This window comes from Cyclobacterium xiamenense (assembly GCF_900109255.1).
Lineage (GTDB): Bacteria > Bacteroidota > Bacteroidia > Cytophagales > Cyclobacteriaceae > Cyclobacterium > Cyclobacterium xiamenense.
Window position 1 is genome coordinate 276558 of the sequence record NZ_FNZH01000004.1, and the last position, 20508, is coordinate 297065.

Below are 20508 nucleotides of genomic sequence, written 5' to 3' on the forward strand. Positions count from 1 at the left end.
TTCATGGGATTAAAATGTGGGATTGTTGGCCTGCCTAATGTGGGGAAATCAACTTTATTCAATGCCTTATCAAGCGCAAAAGCCGAAGCGGCAAACTTTCCATTTTGTACCATCGAGCCCAATGTAGGGGTGGTGACGGTTCCGGATACCCGGCTGAAGGTATTGGAAGACTTGGTTCATCCGCAAAAAGTCATTCCGACGGTGATTGAATTCGTGGACATTGCAGGTTTGGTAAAGGGGGCTAGCAAGGGAGAGGGCCTGGGTAATAAGTTTTTGGCCAATATACGGGAGGTGGACGCAATCATCCATGTAGTGAGGTGCTTCGAAGACCCCAACGTAGTCCATGTGGCGGGTTCGGTTGATCCGGTTTTTGACAAGGAAGTCATTGATACGGAATTGCAACTGAAAGACCTCGAATCGGTGGAGAAGAAGATTCTTCGCATCGAAAAAATAGCCAAAAGCGGGGAAGCGAAGGCCAAAAAGCAGATGGAAAGCCTGCTAAAGTACAAGGAAGCACTCAAGGCAGGGAAAAATGCTCGGGCGGTAGAAGCGGACGAAGACGATCTTGAAGCCTTGCAGGACATTCATTTATTGACCATCAAGCCGGTATTGTACGTGGCGAATGTGGACGAAGGCAGTATTCAGGAGGGGAATGCCCACGTAAAACGACTAAAGGAAGAAGTCGTCCTGGAAAATGCCGACGTGATCGTGCTTTGTGCGGCGCTGGAAGCACAGATTGCGGAGTTTGAAGATGTAGAAGAGAAAAACATGTTTCTGGCTGAATACGGGTTGGAAGAAAGTGGGCTCAACCGCTTGATTGCCGCCGCCTACAGGCTATTGAATTTGATCACCTATTTTACAGCGGGCGTGCAGGAAGTTCGGGCCTGGACCATCAAAAAAGGATGGAAGGCTCCGGCTGCTGCGGGTGTGATTCATACCGATTTTGAGAAGGGATTTATCAAAGCCGAAGTAATCAAACTAAAGGACTACGAACAGTATAAAACGGAGGCGGTTTGCCGTGAACACGGGAAAATTGCAGTTGAAGGTAAGGAATATGTAGTTTGTGACGGAGATATTATGCATTTTCGATTCAATGTATAAATAAATTGAAATATTATTGTTATGTTTGCTGCAACTTATTTACCCATAAATTAGTTTATTCTGTAGTAATGTTGTAATAACTTATTGTTTAACTTTTCATTTTTAATGTCGTGAGAATTAGATTAATATTTTCCTTAAAGAACAAGGGTGCTTACTTACCCTTCCACCACCAGTACATCCTGGCACAGTTTCTCAAAGGTCTGATCGTAAAGGGAGGACAAGAAACGTTTTTTAACTACAATTACTTCAACTTTTCTGGTCTCAAAGGTCAGACCAAAGTGAGTAGAAGTGGGTTGCACTACTATTCCAGCTTAGTCACCCTGGTCGTATCCGCTCCCGATGAAGCGTTTATCGACTATTTGTTGGAGCAGGTGTTTAAAACCCCGAAAATTGAGTTGGGAAATCTTATTTTATCCCCGGAGTACACAGAAAAAGAGATTGAGCCGCCGTTGGAGACTTCCAACAAGTTCGTATGCATCTCGCCGCTGGTGTTATTAACGCCCACGTTCGATGATGAATCCGGCAAACGGTTTATCAATCCGGACACGGACGAGTTTTCCGATTTGCTTTACGAGTCTACGCTTACCCGAATGGAAAAGTCGGGCTGGTACAATCAGGAGCAGATGGAGTCGTTCTACAAATTTCAGGTTGTGCCGGACATGAATTACGTGAACAAACTGCGTGAACAACAGAAGAAATTCGCCAGAATCTATTCGGTGTATGACATGGACGTAAAATACGAAGTGAGAGGATACACCCTCCCCTTTACTTTGTATGCAGCCGAAGAAGTGCAGGATTTTGTGTTCAAATGTGGACTGGGGGCCTTTACCCACAAGGGTTTTGGTATGTTGGATTTGGCCAATAACATGCCTAGCCAGCGAACCGAGCCGTACAAATTCAAGCGAGAGGGTTTTGTCCCCTACCGTTCTCAATCCCATGAGCCCAGACGAAACGACGAGCGGGCAACCGATGACAAAGAGGAATCATCGGCGTCGGATGATTAAACAAAAAAACCCGGAGTCATCCGGGTTTTTTTGTTTCAATCATCACCTAAAGCCGTCTTTTGTTTGGGTTTACAACACTGTACCCGATTAATTCATCGTAACGAGAACCCATGTCGCGGTAATAAAAAAAGATTTCGTATTCGTTTTCCGTTTGAAAATGATTCCCTTCAAAAGGCTCCGTTTCCCAGCCCTCCTCGCCCGGAAGCCCATATATGTAGTCGTACCAGCCTTGTTTCAGAAACAACGACGCCTGGTACCGGCCTCCTTTGGCATCGTAGGTCATTTTGGACTCCGGTTTGTTTCCCCATTGGCTCAAGGCTCCCAATATGTACGGTGGACGCGCAAGTTCTTCGGATTTTAGGTTGAACGTAAGCAATACGTATTCGCTTTCCAGGTCGTGGTTTTGCCGCTCGATATTGAATACCCCAAATTGCCCGTTGATATCCAGGTACTCGAGGTAGCCCTGGCCTTTTCTGGACTCATCCATGCCCGCTTCGGCAAACACCACATCTTCTTCCATGGTGATCGCCGCGATGTTTCTTCCTCGGGTGCGCACGTAGCGGAGATCAACAAAACGAAATTCGTTGCCCGCAGGAAAGGTATTACTCCCGTCGAAGAGGCGGTACTGCAACTGCTTCCGATCTTCCCGGATTTGGGTGTAGGGCAATCCGTTAATGGCATTGCCCCAGCGCTGGTTTTGCCGAATCACTAGCCGGGTTTGGTTCAACGGGTCTATTAATTCCCGGTTACCGTAATTCACCGTGACGTCAAGCTGCTGTCGTTGCAACCGGTCTTCGTTTAAGCTGGTAGGGACGACCGCTGCTCCAATGGCCACTTGGTTTTCGTACACCATAAATCGTTTGGTGAACAGTGTGGCCGATTTGTCCCTGCCCCGGTATACCTGAATGACGTAATTGCCGCTTCGGATGACTCTGGGAACCCGGAATGTATAATGGATATACGGAATCCGCGTATTGATGCTGTATTCGTAGGAATTTACATTAAACTCGTTGTATTGTTCCAGAAAATCAGGATCTCGTAGGCCGGATTGCGTCCAGTCTGCATTGCAGTGAATCAGTTTGGCGGAATACCGGTCGGCTTCGTAGGCAATATCGTCGAACTGCAAGGTTAGGGTAAGTCCGCTGTTTAGCGCGATTACCGGAGCGGTCATCTGCGCTTGAAAATCCCCTGTTTCCGGATACAGCTGTACGGTATGAATGTTTGGATCGACTACCTGGTCTTCGTATACCTGCTGGGCACTCGCCGAGGGCGATGCAAAAGCAAGTCCGGAAATAAACAGCAACATCAATACTACCTGCTTCATGGTAAGGGGGATTGGTACGGCATTATTCCTGCAGATTATCGATCTCTTCGGCCAGGTTTTCCCATTTTTTGTTCAGGCTGCCCTCTATCTTCAAGAGCGATGCGTAGTCCGTCTGCAATTCCTGCATGCGTGCCTCGTTTTCGTAAACGGTGGGATCGGCCATAAGATTTTCCAATGCCGATTTTTTCGTTTCCAGGGCAGTGATTTCTTCTTCCAGTTTTTCCAATGCCAGCGCGTTTTCCCGCATGCGTTTTTTCTGCCCGGGATCGGTTGGTGCCCTATCACTTCCTGCCGATCGGGTATCTTTTTTAGGAGGAGCCGCTGCTTTTTCTTCTTTGGGTGCCTGCTGCGAACGCCAGTACACGTATTCGTCGTAGCTGCCCGGGTATTCCTTGATTTTATGGTCTTCGATGTACCAAATTTTATTGGCTACGCCCTGTATAAATAACCGGTCGTGAGATACCGTGACAAAGGTCCCCTCGTACTGTTGAAGGGCCTGTATCAGTATGTTGACGGATTGAATGTCCAGGTGATTGGTGGGTTCGTCGAGCAACAGGAAATTCGCCTCGGAGATCAGCGTTTTGGCCAGGGCTACCCGGGATTTTTCGCCACCGGAGAGTACCTTTATTTTTTTAAATACATCGTCGTTGGTAAAGAGAAAGCAACCCAATACGTTGCGGAGCTCTGTCTCCGTTTTTTTACTACCCGCCTGGGAAAGTTCCTGGAGGATTTCGTTGTTAATGCCCAACGCTTCCAACTGGTGCTGGGCAAAGAAGGATTTGATTACATTGTATCCCTCTTCCCTGCGGCCATCGATGGGCTCCGAACCGTCGATGATCCGTAGCAGCGTGGACTTCCCTTTTCCATTGGCACCGATAAGTGCTATCTTATCTCCCCGTTCGATGCGGGCATGGGCGTTATCGAGTATTTGAAGGCTGCCAAAGGATTTGGAAACCCCGTCCAATACGACCACGTCCCGGCCGGATTTTTGGGAGAATTTGAACTTAAAATTGACGGATACCTCATCCCGAACCACCTCAGAAACCCGATCCAGGCGGTCCAATGCTTTAACCCGGGATTGTACCTGATTGGATTTGGTCGCCTTGGCACGGAAGCGCTCTATAAAGCGTTCCGTTTGCTTGATCATTTGCTGTTGGTTTTCGTAGGCATTTTGCTGGATCTCCTCCCGCGCTACCTTTTCCTTTTTGTAGAAAGCATAGTTACCGGCGTAGCTGGTGAGGTTTCCCTGGGATACTTCTACGGTGGTTTCGGTGCAGTTATTTAAAAAGGTTTGATCGTGGGATACGACCACTACGGCGCCTTCATAGGCCTTTAGGTAATTTTCTACCCATTGAATGGAGGGAAGGTCCAGGTGGTTGGTCGGTTCATCCAACATGAGTAGGGAAGGTTTTTCCAAAAGCAGTTTGGATAACATGACCCGCATTCTCCAGCCTCCGGAAAAGGTCCGCAGGGGACGCGCCAGGTCTTTCGTCTGAAAACCAATCCCTTCCAACACTTCCTCTGCCTTTGCTTTGATGGTGTAGCCTTCGTTGGCTTCAAACCTGTCCTGCAAGTGTGCCAACTTTTGTAGAATCTGATCCGAATAGTCCGTCTCCATCTGTTTCAATACCCGGTCAATCTCCTCTTGCAAAGATAGTGTCTCTTTGAACGCCTCCAGCGCCACATCCAAAATGCTGTCTTCGGACTGATACGAAAGCAGATCCTGATTTAAGAAGCCGATACTGCAATCCTTGGCTTTTTGAATTTCGCCGCCGCTTGGTTGAAGGTCGCCATGGATGATTTTCAGCAGGGTGGACTTGCCCGTGCCATTCAAGCCCACCAGGCCGATTTTGTCCTTGGGCTTGATGTGCAGGGAGGCATTTTCATACAGGGGACGTCCCCCAATGTAATACGATAGGTTGTTGATGGATAACATGGCGCAAAATTAATAAATCTATGCGGTATATGGCAGCCAATACAGAAAAAGGATGTTGCCGGTGGGTGATTTTAATCAAATAGCGTCAGGCCAAAACCCACTTCCTGTACCCCTCCGGGAGAAAGCAACTGCATGCCCCGCTTGTTTTGAAGCTGGCCATCGTGGTCCCAGGCATCGGCAATCCCATTCCAGGGCTCCAGGCATAGAAAACCCGCATTCCGTTGTTTGGTCCATAGGCCCAGCCAGCAAAACTCAGCAAACTCCATGCCGTAGCCTCTTCCCGTCTTCCGGCTACGGACGGAAATGGAGGTCACCGGACCCACGTCGAAAATCAACGCGTCGTTTTGGAATAGTTCCCAATGCAGGTCCAATTTGCCCGCGTTTAACGAAAGTGCCTCTTTTTTTCTTCCGATCAACCCATTTTCAAGGGTATATAGGGAGAGGGAGGACAGGTTTGGCTGCCCGAAATCCAGTTGGTAGTCTTCCAATGATTCGATTTTTGGCTCAAGAGGGCAGTTGAAGCCCGGGTGGGCTCCGATGCTGTACCATAGGTCCGCTTCCGGGTCCGGGTTGCGGACACGGTAGGTTACGTGCATGCCGGTTTCGGTCAGTTCATAAGCAATTTGCAGCGCAAAGGCGAAGGGATAAACGCATAGACTTTGTTCGTCGGATTCGAGCGTGAATACCAGACGGTCGGTAGATTGCTCCAAAACGGAAAAGTTCCGGTCTCGGGCGAAACCGTGTTGCGAGAGGGGATAGCTCTTTCCCTGGTAGCTGTACTGGTCGCTTCGTAGACGTCCAACAATCGGGAACAAGACCGGCGCATGTCGTCCCCAGATCGACGGATTTGCTTGCCAGAGGTATTCCAGCCCGCGAACGCTGAGACTGGTGCACTCGGCTCCCTGGCTAGAAAAACGGGCTTCAATGGGGCCTTTTATCAACTGAAACGATTGCGTAGCATTCATGCGGAAGGAAAATTCGGAAAATTTCTGTTCAAAAAAAAACCTTTCCCAAAAAGGAAAGGTCGGGGTGCGCACGAGAAGATTCGAACTTCCACACCCGAAGGCACCACCCCCTCAAGATGGCGTGTCTACCAGTTTCACCACGTGCGCGAAATAGAGATGCAAAAGTAGCAAGATATCACTACCTGTGCAAACAAAATAGCGGACAAAATTTTGGCCTGAAAAATACCAGGAAGCGAAAACACCGGATGCCTGCACCCGCTATCGGGAAAAACGGATGTTTGCGCAGGTTTTGCCGGTTTCGCTTTTCATTCGGAGATTCGCTTGGCCAAACTCCCCTGGACTATCGCTGGGTTTGTGGCACGATGCCGGCAATCCCAAAAACAAGGCCACAGGCTCCCGAAGACTGGAATCGATTCAATCATTCGAAGGCATCCCAAGATTCATTTATAAGGTGCTACGGATATTTTGGTAAAAATTAGACAAGGCTAACATAATTATTCACCAAACAATAAACCTGTATTAGGTAAAGATAAAAATAATTTTTTATCTTTACCTCGAGGTAGTTGGGCCCGGAAAAACCGATTGAATACCTTGACGCAATTTGTCATCCGGGTTGGGCTGCGATCGGATTCGAGCCTCACAGCTGGTCCGCGTAGCCGGGTAATGTGGCGCCGCTACCGGTACAGGAGCGCATCCAATGCCAGCAAATGCATCGAGAGGCGCCGATAAAAACTCCGGCGGAAATACCCGATAAGCAAGTGATAGTCAATAACACCTTGAATCTCGGAAAAAAAAACCAATGAAAATCAAACCAACATACCGTAGAAAACTGGCCGTCTGGGCGGTTTTGTTGGTGTATTTTTTTTCCCTTAGCTGCCATGTGGTTTTTGTCCACTCGCATTGGGACGGGGGTCAATTGGTCGCCTTACATGCGCATCCCTATAACCTGGGTACCGAGGGAAACAATAGCAAAAAGAACGATACCCATTCCGAGGAAGAGTACGAATTATACAAGTTGATTTTCGCAAGTCCCCTTCTGGAATTGGGATTTTACGAGGTCATCATTGAGTCAGTTGTCCCTGAGCCATCGGTTACTCCCGCGTTTTTGCCACAATTTCATCAGGAGACCTTTCGGTCCCACCGCCCGGTAAGAGGACCGCCATTATTCGTTTAGTTTTACCATGCCTTTCTTTTGCTGCGGTACCGGGGTAACTCGGTAGTCGTAGACCTGCCTGCTTCGAGCAGCGGCACCAATCTTATGTAAACGTTGGGTGAGGTGACCCCTATTCACAGGCATTCACCCGTTTTTAAAGACAAAACAATGAATAAACGAATAGTTCAATTTTACCTGGTGTTTTTTGTGGGTTGTTGTGCCATGGCACAGCAGTCCGGTACGATTCACGGCCTGGTCAGCAGTCCGGAAGGTCCGCTGGTACAGGCAACCATTCTGGTTGTGGATACGGATTTTGGTGCGGTAGCAGATTTTGAGGGACGATTCACCATTCGAAACCTTCCTGCAGGGGATTACAAACTGCAGATTCGGGCGGTTGGATACGCGACCACCACGGCGGATGTAACGGTGGAAGCTGGCAAAACCACCGTGGTTGAGCGGATGATCAACGAAGACCGCTTTGGGCTCAATGAGGTGGTGGTCAGTAGCAGCCGGTACGAGCTCAGCAAAGAAGATGCACCAAGTCTGGTATCCGTGGTGGGTTCAAAGCTATTGCAGGCCACACAGTCCCTGTCGATGGTGGAGGGCCTAAGCTATCAGCCGGGTGTTCGGGTAGAGGCCAATTGCCAGAATTGTGGATTCACGCAGTTGCGGATGAATGGATTGGAGGGGCCCTATTCGCAAATCCTGGTAAACAGTAGGCCCATATTCAGTACGCTTACCGGAGTATACGGGTTGGAAATGATTCCTGCTAACGTGATCGAGCGGGTAGAAGTTGTCCGGAGTGGAGGTTCTGCCCTGTACGGGTCGAATGCGATCGCCGGCACCGTAAACGTGATCACAAAGGACCCGGTCGAAAACAATTGGCAAATCGGATCGAATATTGGTCTACTCCGCGGGGAGGTACCGGATCAATCGACCAATTTTAATGCCTCCGTGGTCAGCGAAGACCTGAACAGTGGGGTGACGTTTTATGGCATGCGGAGAGACCGGGAGGGTTTTGACGCAGATGGCGATGGATTTACCGAACTGGTGTCACTCAATAACCTGACATTTGGAGCCAAGGCTTTTTTTAAAGCATCCGAATACAGCAAGCTGACCCTGGACATCAATGCTATCGAGGAGTTTCGCCGAGGGGGGGACCAATTGGATTTGGCACCTCATTTGGCCGACATCGCCGAGCAATTGGATCACAGCATTCTTAACGCAGGACTGACCTACGATCGATTCAGTAAGGACAAGCGAACAAAAGTTTCCACCTACGGCAGCATGCTTACCGGTACACGTAGAAGCTATTATGGAGGACTTGGTGGAGAACGGACACTGGCAGATAGCCTGGCGGCAACCAATGCCTACGGTCTAACCGACGACTTTGCAGGGGTACTGGGCTCGCAAATTACCCATAATTTCAATGGCAGCACTACTTTTGTTGCCGGGATGGAATACCAGGGGAATGCCGTGGAAGACGAAATCTCCGGGTACGAAAAATTAATCGATCAACGGGTGAATACCGGTGGTTTTTACGGACAATTTGAATGGAAGACAAGCGATAAACTAACCGTATTTATGGGAACGAGGTACGATCTGGTAGGGGTCGACGGAATGTATGAAATCGGGGAAATATCCCGGGAGGTCGATTTTAACCGAGGCGTTCTCAGTCCCAGATTTACCCTCCTCTACGACCTGCTCCCGGAGGCCCAGCTCAGAGCTGGCTATGCCCGGGGTTTTCGCGCCCCGCAGGCATTTGACGAAGACCTGCATATTTCTTCGGTGGATGGGGAACAAAAATTCGTTGTGCTGGCGGAGGATCTCGCCATGGAAACCTCGGATGCCTATACGCTTTCCCTGAATATGGGCAATAATACGGGACTTGTACAAAGCAATTTTCTCGTTGAGGGCTTCTACACCAACTTGTATAACCAATTTCAGCGCGTGAATCTGGGTCAGATGGAGAATGGAGCATTTTTGGAAGAGACCAGGAATGGAAGCGGAGCCACTGTTTCCGGTATCAATGTGGAATATGCCATTTCTCCCTCCAGCCGTTACTCCTTTCAGGTGGGAGGGACCCTCCAACGGGCGCTTTATAGCGAGGATGAGGTTCTTTTCGAACCCGAGGAAGGCTCAACGGAGTTTCCGGCAATTACGGTCTCGGAATTTATTCGGACTCCCAACGCCTATGGTTTCCTGAACGCCAGTTGGACCCCAAACAAGGTTTTCGGTCTTGATATCACCGGTTTGTACACCGGCCCCATGCTGGTTCCCCTATTGGTAAATGAGGAAGAATTTATCGAACTGACAGAATCCCCTGCCTTCTTGGATGTGAACGTAAGGCTTTCGTACAGGTGGATGTTGGCAAACCGGTTTAATTTGGAAGTGAGTGGTGGCGTTCAAAACATCTTTGACAGCTATCAGGAAGCGTTCGATACCGGCCCCACGCGGGATGCGGACTTTGTGTACGGCCCCTTGCGGCCCAGGACCTTTTTTTTAGGTATAAAAATTGGTAATTTCCGTTGATGAAAGGGCTTATATTCCTAGTGATCTTTTCCCTCCTGAGCGGACACCTTACCGCTCAGGAGGAAGGAAACACCTTTTGGCTAAGCTTTACGCAGTTGGAGGATTCTTTGGCGGCACATCCCCGGCCGGTATTGCTGTATTTCCAAACAGACTGGTGCACCTATTGCCGGAAGATGGAGGCGGAAGTCTTTAGCAAACCCAGAATCTCCGCACTGCTTTCAGCCAGGTTTTATGCCGTAAAATTCGATGCCGAACATCCGGATGATGTGGTCCTCGGCAACCGGGTCTTTTCAAACAAGCAATTGGAAACATCCAGAACGCCACTTCACGAATTGACCCTTTTGTTCAATGGAGGTAGTACGACTTTTGCTCCGCCTTTGATTTTGCTTTTTGATGATGCATTCGTTTTGCGTAAGCGAGTCAATTCCTACGTGGATTCCAACAGGTTGGAAGAATTGTTGAATACGGGTCTTTGAGATACCGGAGAAGTTCAGGTCTTGGAAAAGCCCAGGCTAATACTCACTGGAAAACTGCACTGATTTGGTGCTCGACGCTACTTCCACGCCGATGCCTCGGTGAACCCAGATGGTGGCCAACTGCCTAAAAACCAGATAATTAATGGCTACACTTTGTGTTCTTCAAACCGAAAGGGAAAAAAAGTGTACAAAGAGGACTTTATCCGGTGGAGCATTGCAATGGCATTTTTCTAACCTTCAGAAAATCAATCGGCAATAATTTTTTTCATTTCTTCCGACCGTTCTCCTCGAATAGCGGTGCGAAAGCCGGCTGCCTCAGCGATTTTTTTTCTTTGATTCCTGCGATTTTTTCTTGCGCCTGGACTTGGCCGGAGGTTCGTTAGCTGACCCGTCAAACCGCACCCCGTCGCTGTGCATGTCAGAAATGGTGCGTGTGATGGTACGCTTAAACTTATCCCTACTTTTTTTCGGGATTTCGTCATCTTCAAACAGATCGCTGAGCGCATTGAACAATGCTGCTCTGGTAGGACCGGTTGCTTTTTCGTATTCGTAGGGTTCCTCCTCCATTCGGTTGAATTCCTTTAGCGAAGTCACAATAAACACCACAAAGGATACCACTACCACAATTGTTAAGAGTATTACATCTACATTTTCCATATTATCGTTTCCTATTGAACAATATCAGAAAACCAAGAATGGTCGGACACCACAAGCCGATGAAAATTGCTTTCAATGGCTCGTTTCTGATGAGAAAGTAGTATTCCGAAACCCCGATCAGAACGACAACCAACACCATTAATACGATTTCTGATTTTTTGAATTTTTTCATGATTTTTTGTATTGCGTAGTACGAACTTCCGTTTAAGGTTTAGTTGCTATAGGCGGCTCGGGACTGTTGTGCCCCAGGATGGAGTGAGGTGTGCACATTACCAGTAAGGCTTTGTCCTGGAGCAAAAAGATAACCCGCCAAAGCGCATTAAGTTTAGATTATTTTGGATTAGACCGGATGAAGTCCTGCCGAAAGTGGGGGGCTATTGGTAACGCATGGCGTGAATAAACGGCCAGATAGTAGCCAGCAGCTCGTTACCGGAAGTTTCTCACCGGTAATTTTCGGAACGAATAAAAAAGGCTGTAATTTTTGTCGGGAATAAATCCGGGAGCTAAAAAATATACTCCATTTTTATATCGCAGCGTTGGTACGTGCCGGGTTCCATGGGGATTTCGCGAAAGCCCAGTTTTCGGTACAATGCCAGTGCCGGTGCCAGGATGGAATTGCTGTAAAGCAGCACTTTTTTTGCTCCGTTCTGCTTCGCCCAGTTCAACGCAGCCTGGCCCAGCAGCCATCCCACCTGTTGTCCCCGGGCTTTCGGGAGCACGCCCATTTTGATCAACTCATACTGCCCGTCGCCCATGTTTTTCATACCGACTGTACCCACGATTGCTCCTTTCCATTCGGCAAATAGTACTTCTCCCCCCGGATTGATGATCGTTTCCCGGGGAGTTTGTAGTTGGGCTACATCAAATGGCTCCATACTGAAATGGGTCTCAATCCATTCTCGGTTGATTGTTAGAAAATAGGGCGCAAGCGTGTCGCTAAAAGGAAGAATTCTGACCGTTTCCATAACCAAAAATACGGAAGTCATTCAGCAAATTAAAAAAAATGGCTTCCTCAGTTAAAAACCCAGATCAAATTGGTTGCCCGGCTTGTCTTTGGCTTCTAGTTGCAACAGTTTCAGTTTTCGCCAAAGACCTCCAGCATATCCGGTAAGCTCGCCGGTACTGGCGATAATTCGGTGACAGGGGATGATTACCAGAAGTGGATTGGCGCCAATCGCCGCTCCTACTGCCCGAACGGCTGTAGGTTTGGCCAGTGCTTTGGCGATGTCGTGGTAAGAAACAGTATGACCGAATGGAACTTTGTTTACTTCCATCCAAACCAATTTTTGAAAGGCAGTGCCACCGATTCCTACCGGTATATCGAAAACGGTCAGCTCTCCGTTGAAGTAGGCCCGAAGTTGGGCGATAATGTCCAGAAAAAAGGGGGAATTGGCTTTTTCCGATTCTTTGTCTTCCGTAAAATACGAAGATAAAAGAAAGCCATCTTCTGCGACGAGCCGAATATTACCTAGGGGAGAAGCCATTACCACTGTTTCTTTCATATCCTCTACAACTTTAAAACCAAGGTTTAACCTTTACTGATTCAGCGAATTACTGCTGTCTTTTCCAACTGAGATACTCATTGACTGGCCCTTTTTTAGACTAAAAATTCATGCGATTACTGGCGCCAGGAAGGAAAGCGGCCGGTGCAAGGGGTATGCTGTGTAACAGGTTTCGGCAGAAAATGTTGCCTCAAATTCACACGTCGATGGGCTATCGACGGAGCAAAGGTAGGATTTATTTCAATGCTTACCAACGAATCGATCATTATACGGTCGGTGTGCGGACCTTTCACATGTCGCACTGGCAATCTGCGGATACCTTAAAGGCCTGGTAGAGCAGGTTGCTCAAGCGGCGGATCAGTTGTTCTGTTCGGGCAACGGGGTATAGGCCCGATTGGGGGTCAGGCCCTCCGCTGCGCTGAGGATCAGCTCCTTTGATTCATCCCCGAATGCCTACCCGATCCTGTAGGTATTCGGAAAAACTCCCGGCACCCTCGGGGATAGGATCCATTGACTCCCCTATTTTTTTTCTAATAGTAGAGAGGAGACGTAAATCCGGGCTACTCGGCTGTATAATCCGGGTTGGAAAAGCGTGGCAGCCGGCATGTTTTGGCTTTCTGCGACAGCAGGCTATCCGACCCTGGCAACTTTGTAGGGAGACGACTCTTGATCCGTCTAATCGGCCTGTATCGGCAAGCTAGTTCGGGCGAGCTTTCCTATCAATGCGTGTGAAGAACCACAGGAGTGCCTCGTGCGGTACCGGGCCCTCGACCGGATCGATGGGAAATTCGGAAAAAAAATACATCTGCCGGAGGACTGGCGTGTACGTGGGCAGCAAGCGGCTCAATCCCTTCGCTGGAAAAGAATGCGACATAGCAGGGATTTTTTGAGGGGGCTTTTGATGGAGGGTAGCAATTGCAGTCCTTTCAATTTGCTGGTGTCTATGGGAAAAATGTTTTAACTTTCGTGCCAAATTCAACGCAAATGGACTATCCCTTTCAGTTTCCCAAGACGATCCGCAATCCCTTCGGGGAAGCGCTGACATTTCAGAAACGAGTTGTGGAACAAGGGGTCGAAAAACTACTTGTTTCCAATACCGTGCCCCCGAATGCGGGACCTCCTTTTCATGTGCATTTTAAGCAGGAGGAGTCCCTGACAGTGATTCGTGGAAAAATGGGCTACCAGGTGCAAGGGGAAGCCGAGCAGTTCGTCTCAGTCGGTGAAACGGTGCGGTTTCCTGCAGGCCAAATGCACCGTTTTTGGAATCCCGGTCCGGATGAACTCCTTTGCGAAGGCTGGGTGAAGCCCGCAAATACCCTGGATTTTTTTCTAGCGGCCACTTATCAGAGCATGCAAAAAGCCGGTAAGCCGGAGGGCGATCTGTTTGATAGCGCATACTTGACAACACGGTATGCCAGCGAATACGATCTGCCTTCCATTCCCTTTTTCGTAAAGAAAGTACTCATGCCTCTAACCGTGCTGATGGGAAAGGCATTGAATAAATACGCGCACTTCCAGCATGCGCCGGAGCCGATGAAGTAACGTATGCCGCCTCCTGTTTCGGGAGGCGGCGGGGATGCATCGGCGATTATTGACCCTGTCCAAGGGAGTAGCCTTTTTGTCCGTCAAAAGCATAGAGATTCTCGGTTTTGATCACCTCAATGTCTTTTTGAATGGCATGGATCAGCAATTCGGCTATACCGATAGTGGTTTTGGTGTTTGGGGAGGTGCGTTCAAACCGACATCTCCAATGGTCCGTACAAAAGGTTTCTTCAAACCCTTCCGGCCACACCTTTACGCCTCGGTTGGTGATCATCTTGAGTGCAAACGAGGCATGCAAATCCTTAATTTTTTCGGCTAAATCGTCGGGATTGGTCCCTTTCCAGTCAATAAACAAGTCCACTCCGTGCAGGGTTTTCTCGCCCGGAGTCTTTCGCTCGTAGGGAGCGATGTGTATCCGTGCCTCTTTTGCGTAGGAAACCTCGGCCAGTGTAGCCGGCTTTTTCCCCAGCCGTTCGACTACGGCCTTGCCAAAATCACGCGTACCTACTTTTTCTTTGCTGAGACCGGCCTGGTAAATATCTTCGGTATGAATCCCCTCTTCCAGCGTGCAGGACCAGGCGTTGGTAATGGTTTCTGCAACCTCCGATTGGCCGATATGGTTGAGCATCATTACGGCAGCACGTAAGAGGCCTGAAGGATTGGCCAGGTCTTTACCCGCCAACGGGGGAGCCGAGCCATGGATGGCTTCAAAGAGGGCGCATTTTTCCCCGATATTCGCCGACCCTGCCAGGCCTACCGACCCGGAAAGCTGGGCCGTGATGTCCGATACCACATCTCCATACAGGTTGGGCATTACCAAAACGTCAAATATCTCCGGGGTATCTGACAGACGCGCCGCGCCGATATCGATGATCCAATTTTCTGCCTGAATGTCCGGATACTCCGCAGCTATTTCCTTAAAAACCCGGTGAAACAACCCGTCGGTCAGTTTCATGATATTGTCTTTGGTAAAGCAGCTAATTTTTTTGCGTTGGTAAAGGCGTGCGTATTCAAAGGCGTAGCGAACGATACGCTCGCAGCCCGGTCGGGTGATAAGTTTCAGGCATTGAACCACCTCGTCTGTCTGCTGGTGTTCGATGCCGGCGTAGAGGTCCTCTTCGTTTTCCCGGATCACTACCAGGTCCATTGCCGGATGTTTGGTGGGCACAAAGGGATGAAAGCTTTTGCAGGGTCTGACGTTAGCGAAGAGACCCAAACTCTTGCGAAGGGTGACGTTCAGGCTTTTGTATCCGCCTCCTTGCGGCGTCGTCATGGGAGCTTTCAGCACTACCTTGTTTCTGCGAATGCTCTCCCAGGCTTCTTTTCCTATACCGCTGCTGTTTCCGGCGAGGTACTCTTTTTCGCCCATTTCAATGGGTTCCCATTTTACTTTTGCGCCTGCCGCCTTCAAAATCTGCAAGGTGGCTTCCATAATTTCCGGCCCGATACCGTCTCCGTGGGCTACACTGATTGGTTGCATGTACGTTTTACTTTTGATCCGGCACAAAAGTAAAAAGGAATAATTATTAATTTTTATTTATGTTTATAATAAAATACATAAACATATTTAATAAAAAAACCGCTGTTCCTAGTGGATTTGGTCTCCATTTTGTCAACGAACACAACTTTCGATGGATTAGCGAAGACTTGCGTTTATGGAATCCAGTACCGCCTGTCCCGGGCAAAGTTCCGCTTCCGAGAGGGAGTTCAATGCGGTATCCGTCGTATGCAGGATTCCGTGCAAATCACCGTAGCCGGTATGGATGTATAACAAGCCGGTAAGAATTTGATCCCTGGCTCGCGCCTGTTGAATCGCGTTGACTGCCGATAGCCGGTCTTCCGGATCCCAGTCGGTAGCCAGTTTGTGCAGGTTCAAGGTCGAACCATCATGCAGGGTGACTTCCGTCTCTGTACCTTCTGGATAGGCCGCGCGCAGGGTTTTCCGTTCGGGCACAAAATCCATTTTTCCGGTAGCTTGCATGTGTTCCCGCACGTAATCATAGGATTTCGTCGATCCGGGATTGTTATTGAAGGTCACGCATGGAGACATGACGTTAATAAACGCGAGGCCTTTGTGTCGGATGGCTGCTTTGATAAGGGGTACCAGTTGCTGTTTGTCTCCGCTAAAGCTTTGCGCGACGAAGGTGGCGCCTAGTTCCACGGCAAGGCTGGCCAAATCCACGGGTTGGAACGGATTGATATGCCCGGATTTACTCGCCGAACCCTGGTCTGCGGTAGCCGAATCCTGTCCTTTGGTCAGTCCGTAGCAGCCGTTGTTCATCACGATGTACACCATGTCCAGGTTTCGGCGGATGGCGTGCACGAACTGCCCCATACCGATGGAGGCGGTGTCACCGTCTCCGGAAACACCAAAGTAGACCATGTTTTTATTGGCCATGTTTGCCCCGGTAGCTACAGAGGGCATGCGTCCATGCACCGAGTTGAATCCGTGGGAATTGCCCAGGAAGTAGGCCGGGGTTTTGGAGGAGCAGCCGATTCCGGAAATTTTTGCCACCAGGTGGGGCTCGATCGACAATTCGAAACAGGCCTGTACGATGGTGGCACTGATGCTGTCGTGTCCGCATCCAGCACAAAGGGTCGATATACTTCCCTCGTATTCTTTGAGGGTGTAGCCCAGCTTATTTTTGGGCAGGCGGGGGTGCCTAAATAGAGGTTTCAGATACGTCATGGGACAGGGTGTTGGTTTGTTTAAAATAGTCGGCAATTTGAAGCGCAATCTGATCGGCGGTAATGGGCATGCCATCGTAGTTCAAAACCGAGATTAGCTGCCGTGGGGATAGTTGCATTTCCTGAATCAGCAGGCTGCGCATCTGCCCGTCGCGGTTTTGCTCAATGACAAAAATTAGCGGGTGTTCCCGTACAAATGCTTCTGTTTCTGTTCCAAAGGGGAACGCCTTGATACGCAACGCATCCAGGTTCATCCCTCGCGCTGCTAATAAGTCACGCGCTTCTTCCGAAGAAAACGTGGAAGTGCCAAAAAAAACCATGCCCCAGTCACTTTGATTGTGTTTCTGATAGAATTCAGGTTTGGGCACCAGCCTTTTGGTGGTTTCCCATTTCAGGAGCAAGCGGTCCATGTTTCGTTTGTACGCCGCACTGTCTTCGGTGTAGACTGCGTATTCGTCACGGGATGTTCCCCGGGTAGTAAATGCCCCCTTGGTCGGGTGGGTGCCCGGATAAGTGCGGTAGGGAATACCGTCTCCGTCTACATCCAGGTACCTGCCGTACCGTCCCATGGCATCCAGTTCTTCTTGAGACAATACTTTTCCCCGGTCGTATCGTTGTCCTTCCGGCCAGTGAAACGGTTCACTCAAGTGATCGTTCATGCCCAGGTCCAGGTCTGTCATCAGGATCACCGGTGTTTGTAGCCGATCCGCCAGGTCAAAGCAGGCGGCTGTCATTTCGAAACATTCTTTTGGCGTCGCGGGGAAGAGCAGGGGGTGCTTGCTGTCTCCATGGGAGGCATAGGCGGCCAGGGTAATGTCCGATTGCTGGGTACGGGTGGGCATGCCGGTACTGGGTCCCGCCCGTTGCACGTCTATTAGTACAGCAGGCACTTCAGCAAAATAGGCCAATCCAATAAATTCATTCATTAGGGAGACTCCGGGTCCGCTGGTAGCCGTCAGCGCTCGGGCGCCGTTCCAATTGGCGCCGATAACCATGCCCATGGCGGAGAGTTCGTCTTCCGCCTGAATCACGGCGAATCGGTTTTTGCCAGTTTCCGGATCCACCCGGTAGCGGGAGGCGTACTTTTCAAAAGCTTCCGCTACGGAGGTGGACGGAGTAATGGGATACCAGGCCATCACCGTTGCCCCCCCAAAAACCGCTCCCAAACCACAAGCGGAATTTCCGTCGACCAAAATTTTGTCCCCGATGAGGTTCCGGCGCTCCAGGTAAAAATCCAGCGGGTAATCAAAATGTTCCCGCGCATGGTCCATGCCCAGTCGTAGCGCTTTTAGGTTGGGGGCAATGAGTTTCTCCTTGCCGGCAAACTGCTCCTGGAGCAGGGTTTCCAATACCGCGTAGTCGATCTGCAGCAATACAGAGAGTGCACCCACGTAGATAATGTTTTTAAACAGTTGCCGTTGCCTGGGGTTTGTAAAGTGTTCGTTGGCAAGTTCCATCATCGGGACGCCCAGGTAGTGAATGCCCTCCCGAATGAGTTCGGGGGCAAGTTTCTTCGTGCTGTCATACATCAGGTAGCCCCCCTCACGGACGCTTGCGATGTCCTGCTTCATGCTTTGGGCATTCACCGCCACCAGCAGGTCGATCCCTTCCCTGCGACCCAGGTAGCCTTTCTCACTCACCCGTACCTCGTACCAGGTGGGCAGCCCTTGTATGTTGGAAGGAAAGATGTTTTTTGGCGTGACAGGAATGCCCATCCGAAAGATGGCCTTGGCAAATAGAAAATTGGCACTGGCTGAGCCTGTTCCGTTGACATTGGCAAATCGGGCAACAAAATCGTTGACCCGTGCCTCCGGACGAGGGAGTACGTGGGAGTCGATCATAGGTTTCCGGCTTTGGTGACACTGTAGAAAAATTGCTGCATGTCCCAGGCAGAAGTGGGACAGCGTTCGGCACACAGCCCGCAGTGCAGGCAAACGTCCTCGTCTTTTACCATTACCCGGCCGGTTTTCAATGGTTCGGAGACCAGAATGTCCTGGGATTTGTTTTGAGCGGGAACCAGTAGTTTTTCCCGCAGGCGATCTTCTTCTGTTTCGTTTGTGGTGAAGGTAATGCAGGAGGTGGGACAGATGTCCATGCATGCGTCGCACTCGATGCAGCGATCGGCCGTAAAATCAGTCTGTACGTCGCAGTTCAGGCAGCGTTGTGCTTCCTTGTAGCCAGTGGGCGGATCGAAGCCCAGTTCCACTTCTTTTCGCCGGTCCAGCAGGGTCAGGGATTTTTCGGCCTGAGGTACCAGGTAGCGTTGGTCGATAGTGACCGGGCTATCGTAACTCCATTCGTGAATTCCCATCTTGGTACTAAATAGTTTGGTAAAGGGAGCTGGCCGCTGGTGCAAGTCCTTTCCCTGGCAAAACAGGTGCATGGATACGGCAGCCTGGTGGCCGTGCGCCACGGCGGTGATGACGTTTTCCGGACCGAAAGCAGCGTCTCCCCCAAAAAAGACCTTGGGGTGGGTGGATTGAAAGGTGACCTTGTCTACTACTGGCATTTCCCATTCATCAAATTCCAGCCCAATGTCACGCTCAATCCAGGGAAAGCTGTTTTCCTGGCCGATCGCGATCAATACTTCATCGGCTGCTATAAATACATCCGGCTCTCCGGTAGGAATCAATTTACGTTTGCCATTTTCGTCGTAATGGGCGTTTACTTTTTGGAATTTCATTCCTTTCAATAAGCCGTCTTCCACCTCGAAACTCAGCGGAACGTGGTTGTCCAGAATGCTTACGTCTTCGTGCTGGGCATCCTCCTTTTCCCAGGGAGAGGCCTTCATGTCCTTGAAGGGACTTCGCACGACCACTTTCACTTCTTCGCCCCCCAGTCTTCGCGAGGTGCGGCAGCAATCCATGGCGGTGTTGCCCCCGCCCAATACGATTACTTTTTTACCTATTTTGTCCACGTGTTCAAAAGCCACGCTGGCAAGCCATTCGATGCCGATATGAATGTGGGCATCTCCTTCTTTTCTTCCGGGTAATTTTGGTAAATCCCTACCTCGAGGCGCTCCGGTACCGACAAATACAGCATCATAGCCGCCTTCTAGCACCTGTTTCAGGCTTTCAACATACGTCATAAATTGGGTATGGATACCCATGTTTAGTACATACCCCACTTCCTCATTTAGCACTTCTTCGGGAAGCCGAAAAGCCGGGATTTGACTGCGCATCATACCTCCTCCGGCGATCTGTTCGTCAAACATATGCATCTCGTAGCCTAAAGGCGCCAAGTCCCGGGCCACGGTCAAGGAAGCCGGACCCGCTCCTATCAGGGCGATTTTCTTTCCGTTTGCTGGAAAGGGAGCCTGGGGCATCAGCGATTGCACGTCTCCTTTTTGATCGGCGGCTACCCGCTTCAAGCGACAAATGGCTACTGGCTCTTCCTCCACACGGCCCCGGCGGCAGGCAGGCTCGCAGGGTCGGTCGCACGTACGCCCAAGAATACCCGGAAACACATTGGACTCCCAATTGATCATGTAGGCTTCGGTGTATTTTTCTGCGGCAATTTTGCGGATGTATTCCGGCACGGGAGTGTGAGCGGGACAGGCGTACTGGCAGTCCACGACTTTGTGGTAATACTCCGGATTCCGGGTATCGGTAGGCTTCATGGCATTCTG

17 protein-coding genes and 1 tRNA gene are annotated in these 20508 nt (G+C 49.9%); 6 read left to right on the plus strand and 12 right to left on the minus strand.

Features of this window, described 5'->3' with window-relative positions; all coding sequences use genetic code 11:
* The first annotated feature begins 3 nt into the window (after positions 1-3).
* Both ychF and cas6 read left to right on the plus strand, forming a co-directional pair.
* Positions 4-1101: a redox-regulated ATPase YchF gene (gene ychF, locus BMW71_RS14710; RefSeq protein WP_092175510.1), complete on the plus strand. Its 1098-nt coding sequence runs from the start codon at positions 4-6 to the stop codon at positions 1099-1101.
* A 110-nt stretch (positions 1102-1211) separates the two neighbouring features.
* Positions 1212-2105, plus strand: a complete 894-nt coding sequence (gene cas6 / locus BMW71_RS14715; protein WP_092175513.1) for a CRISPR-associated endoribonuclease Cas6 — start codon at positions 1212-1214, stop codon at positions 2103-2105.
* A 46-nt stretch (positions 2106-2151) separates the two neighbouring features.
* On the opposite strand, the gene BMW71_RS14720 is transcribed toward cas6, so the two are convergent.
* From BMW71_RS14720 to BMW71_RS14735, 4 genes are all read right to left on the minus strand, one after another.
* The gene (locus tag BMW71_RS14720) at positions 2152-3429 is read right to left on the minus strand and encodes a type IX secretion system plug protein (RefSeq protein WP_092175515.1); all 1278 of its coding nucleotides are present in this window, start codon (positions 3427-3429) and stop codon (positions 2152-2154) included.
* A 22-nt stretch (positions 3430-3451) separates the two neighbouring features.
* Entirely contained in the window at positions 3452-5365 is a 1914-nt protein-coding gene (locus BMW71_RS14725; RefSeq protein WP_092175517.1) for an ABC-F family ATP-binding cassette domain-containing protein, read from the minus strand.
* Positions 5366-5436: 71 nt separating this feature from the next.
* Complete coding sequence (locus BMW71_RS14730) at positions 5437-6330, minus strand: aldose 1-epimerase family protein (protein WP_092176090.1); 894 nt, start codon at positions 6328-6330, stop codon at positions 5437-5439.
* Between the two features lie 65 nt (positions 6331-6395).
* A tRNA-Leu gene (locus BMW71_RS14735) sits at positions 6396-6477 on the minus strand.
* A 652-nt stretch (positions 6478-7129) separates the two neighbouring features.
* Between BMW71_RS14735 and BMW71_RS14740 the strand changes: the two genes are divergently transcribed.
* The 3 genes from BMW71_RS14740 to BMW71_RS14750 all read left to right on the plus strand — a co-directional run bounded on the left by BMW71_RS14740 (position 7130) and on the right by BMW71_RS14750 (position 10491).
* Positions 7130-7504: a hypothetical protein gene (locus tag BMW71_RS14740; RefSeq protein WP_092175520.1), complete on the plus strand. Its 375-nt coding sequence runs from the start codon at positions 7130-7132 to the stop codon at positions 7502-7504.
* A 147-nt stretch (positions 7505-7651) separates the two neighbouring features.
* Entirely contained in the window at positions 7652-10015 is a 2364-nt protein-coding gene (locus BMW71_RS14745; protein WP_092175523.1) for a TonB-dependent receptor, read from the plus strand.
* Positions 10015-10491, plus strand: coding sequence for a thioredoxin family protein (locus BMW71_RS14750; RefSeq protein WP_092175525.1), 477 nt, complete (start codon positions 10015-10017; stop codon positions 10489-10491). Before BMW71_RS14745 ends, BMW71_RS14750 begins: the two co-directional genes overlap by 1 nt.
* A gap of 315 nt (positions 10492-10806) precedes the next feature.
* Here the strand turns inward: BMW71_RS14750 and BMW71_RS14755 are convergent, their stop codons facing one another.
* The 4 genes from BMW71_RS14755 to BMW71_RS14765 form a co-directional block, all read right to left on the minus strand.
* Entirely contained in the window at positions 10807-11148 is a 342-nt protein-coding gene (locus BMW71_RS14755; protein ID WP_092175528.1) for a hypothetical protein, read from the minus strand.
* Between the two features lies 1 nt (position 11149).
* Positions 11150-11320, minus strand: a complete 171-nt coding sequence (locus BMW71_RS23735; RefSeq protein ID WP_177179654.1) for a hypothetical protein — start codon at positions 11318-11320, stop codon at positions 11150-11152.
* Between the two features lie 331 nt (positions 11321-11651).
* A complete protein-coding gene (locus BMW71_RS14760; RefSeq protein ID WP_244891181.1) occupies positions 11652-12134 on the minus strand; it encodes a GNAT family N-acetyltransferase in 483 nt (160 codons plus the stop codon).
* A 30-nt stretch (positions 12135-12164) separates the two neighbouring features.
* A complete protein-coding gene (locus BMW71_RS14765) occupies positions 12165-12650 on the minus strand; it encodes a methylated-DNA--[protein]-cysteine S-methyltransferase (protein WP_092175531.1) in 486 nt (161 codons plus the stop codon).
* A gap of 984 nt (positions 12651-13634) precedes the next feature.
* Here BMW71_RS14765 and BMW71_RS14780 point away from each other — a divergent pair.
* Positions 13635-14192 carry a cupin domain-containing protein gene (locus tag BMW71_RS14780; protein ID WP_092175538.1) on the plus strand — a complete coding sequence of 186 codons (558 nt, stop codon included), beginning with the start codon at positions 13635-13637 and terminating at the stop codon, positions 14190-14192.
* A 46-nt stretch (positions 14193-14238) separates the two neighbouring features.
* Here BMW71_RS14780 and BMW71_RS14785 read toward each other — a convergent pair whose 3' ends face one another.
* The 4 genes from BMW71_RS14785 to BMW71_RS14800 form a co-directional block, all read right to left on the minus strand.
* Complete coding sequence (locus BMW71_RS14785; protein ID WP_092175540.1) at positions 14239-15672, minus strand: NADP-dependent isocitrate dehydrogenase; 1434 nt, start codon at positions 15670-15672, stop codon at positions 14239-14241.
* Between the two features lie 156 nt (positions 15673-15828).
* Complete coding sequence (locus tag BMW71_RS14790) at positions 15829-16881, minus strand: 2-oxoacid:ferredoxin oxidoreductase subunit beta (protein ID WP_092175543.1); 1053 nt, start codon at positions 16879-16881, stop codon at positions 15829-15831.
* Positions 16856-18721: a 2-oxoacid:acceptor oxidoreductase subunit alpha gene (locus BMW71_RS14795; RefSeq protein ID WP_092175544.1), complete on the minus strand. Its 1866-nt coding sequence runs from the start codon at positions 18719-18721 to the stop codon at positions 16856-16858. The genes BMW71_RS14790 and BMW71_RS14795 overlap by 26 nt, the downstream gene beginning before the upstream one ends.
* Positions 18718-20499 (minus strand): FAD-dependent oxidoreductase, encoded by a 1782-nt coding sequence (locus BMW71_RS14800; RefSeq protein WP_092175547.1) that lies wholly within the window; start codon positions 20497-20499, stop codon positions 18718-18720. Before BMW71_RS14800 ends, BMW71_RS14795 begins: the two co-directional genes overlap by 4 nt.
* Positions 20500-20508 lie beyond the last annotated feature (9 nt).

Coding starts and splice junctions, on each gene's coding strand:
- ychF (WP_092175510.1), top strand. CDS start 4: ATGGGATTAAAATGTGGGATTGTTGGCCTGCCTAATGTGGGGAAATCA.
- BMW71_RS14720 (WP_092175515.1), bottom strand. CDS start 3,429: ATGAAGCAGGTAGTATTGATGTTGCTGTTTATTTCCGGACTTGCTTTT.
- BMW71_RS14725 (WP_092175517.1), bottom strand. CDS start 5,365: ATGTTATCCATCAACAACCTATCGTATTACATTGGGGGACGTCCCCTG.
- BMW71_RS14730 (WP_092176090.1), bottom strand. CDS start 6,330: ATGAATGCTACGCAATCGTTTCAGTTGATAAAAGGCCCCATTGAAGCC.
- BMW71_RS14740 (WP_092175520.1), top strand. CDS start 7,130: ATGAAAATCAAACCAACATACCGTAGAAAACTGGCCGTCTGGGCGGTT.
- BMW71_RS14745 (WP_092175523.1), top strand. CDS start 7,652: ATGAATAAACGAATAGTTCAATTTTACCTGGTGTTTTTTGTGGGTTGT.
- BMW71_RS14750 (WP_092175525.1), top strand. CDS start 10,015: ATGAAAGGGCTTATATTCCTAGTGATCTTTTCCCTCCTGAGCGGACAC.
- BMW71_RS14755 (WP_092175528.1), bottom strand. CDS start 11,148: ATGGAAAATGTAGATGTAATACTCTTAACAATTGTGGTAGTGGTATCC.
- BMW71_RS23735 (WP_177179654.1), bottom strand. CDS start 11,320: ATGAAAAAATTCAAAAAATCAGAAATCGTATTAATGGTGTTGGTTGTC.
- BMW71_RS14760 (WP_244891181.1), bottom strand. CDS start 12,134: ATGACTTCCGTATTTTTGGTTATGGAAACGGTCAGAATTCTTCCTTTT.
- BMW71_RS14765 (WP_092175531.1), bottom strand. CDS start 12,650: ATGAAAGAAACAGTGGTAATGGCTTCTCCCCTAGGTAATATTCGGCTC.
- BMW71_RS14780 (WP_092175538.1), top strand. CDS start 13,635: ATGGACTATCCCTTTCAGTTTCCCAAGACGATCCGCAATCCCTTCGGG.
- BMW71_RS14785 (WP_092175540.1), bottom strand. CDS start 15,672: ATGCAACCAATCAGTGTAGCCCACGGAGACGGTATCGGGCCGGAAATT.
- BMW71_RS14790 (WP_092175543.1), bottom strand. CDS start 16,881: ATGACGTATCTGAAACCTCTATTTAGGCACCCCCGCCTGCCCAAAAAT.
- BMW71_RS14795 (WP_092175544.1), bottom strand. CDS start 18,721: ATGATCGACTCCCACGTACTCCCTCGTCCGGAGGCACGGGTCAACGAT.
- BMW71_RS14800 (WP_092175547.1), bottom strand. CDS start 20,499: ATGAAGCCTACCGATACCCGGAATCCGGAGTATTACCACAAAGTCGTG.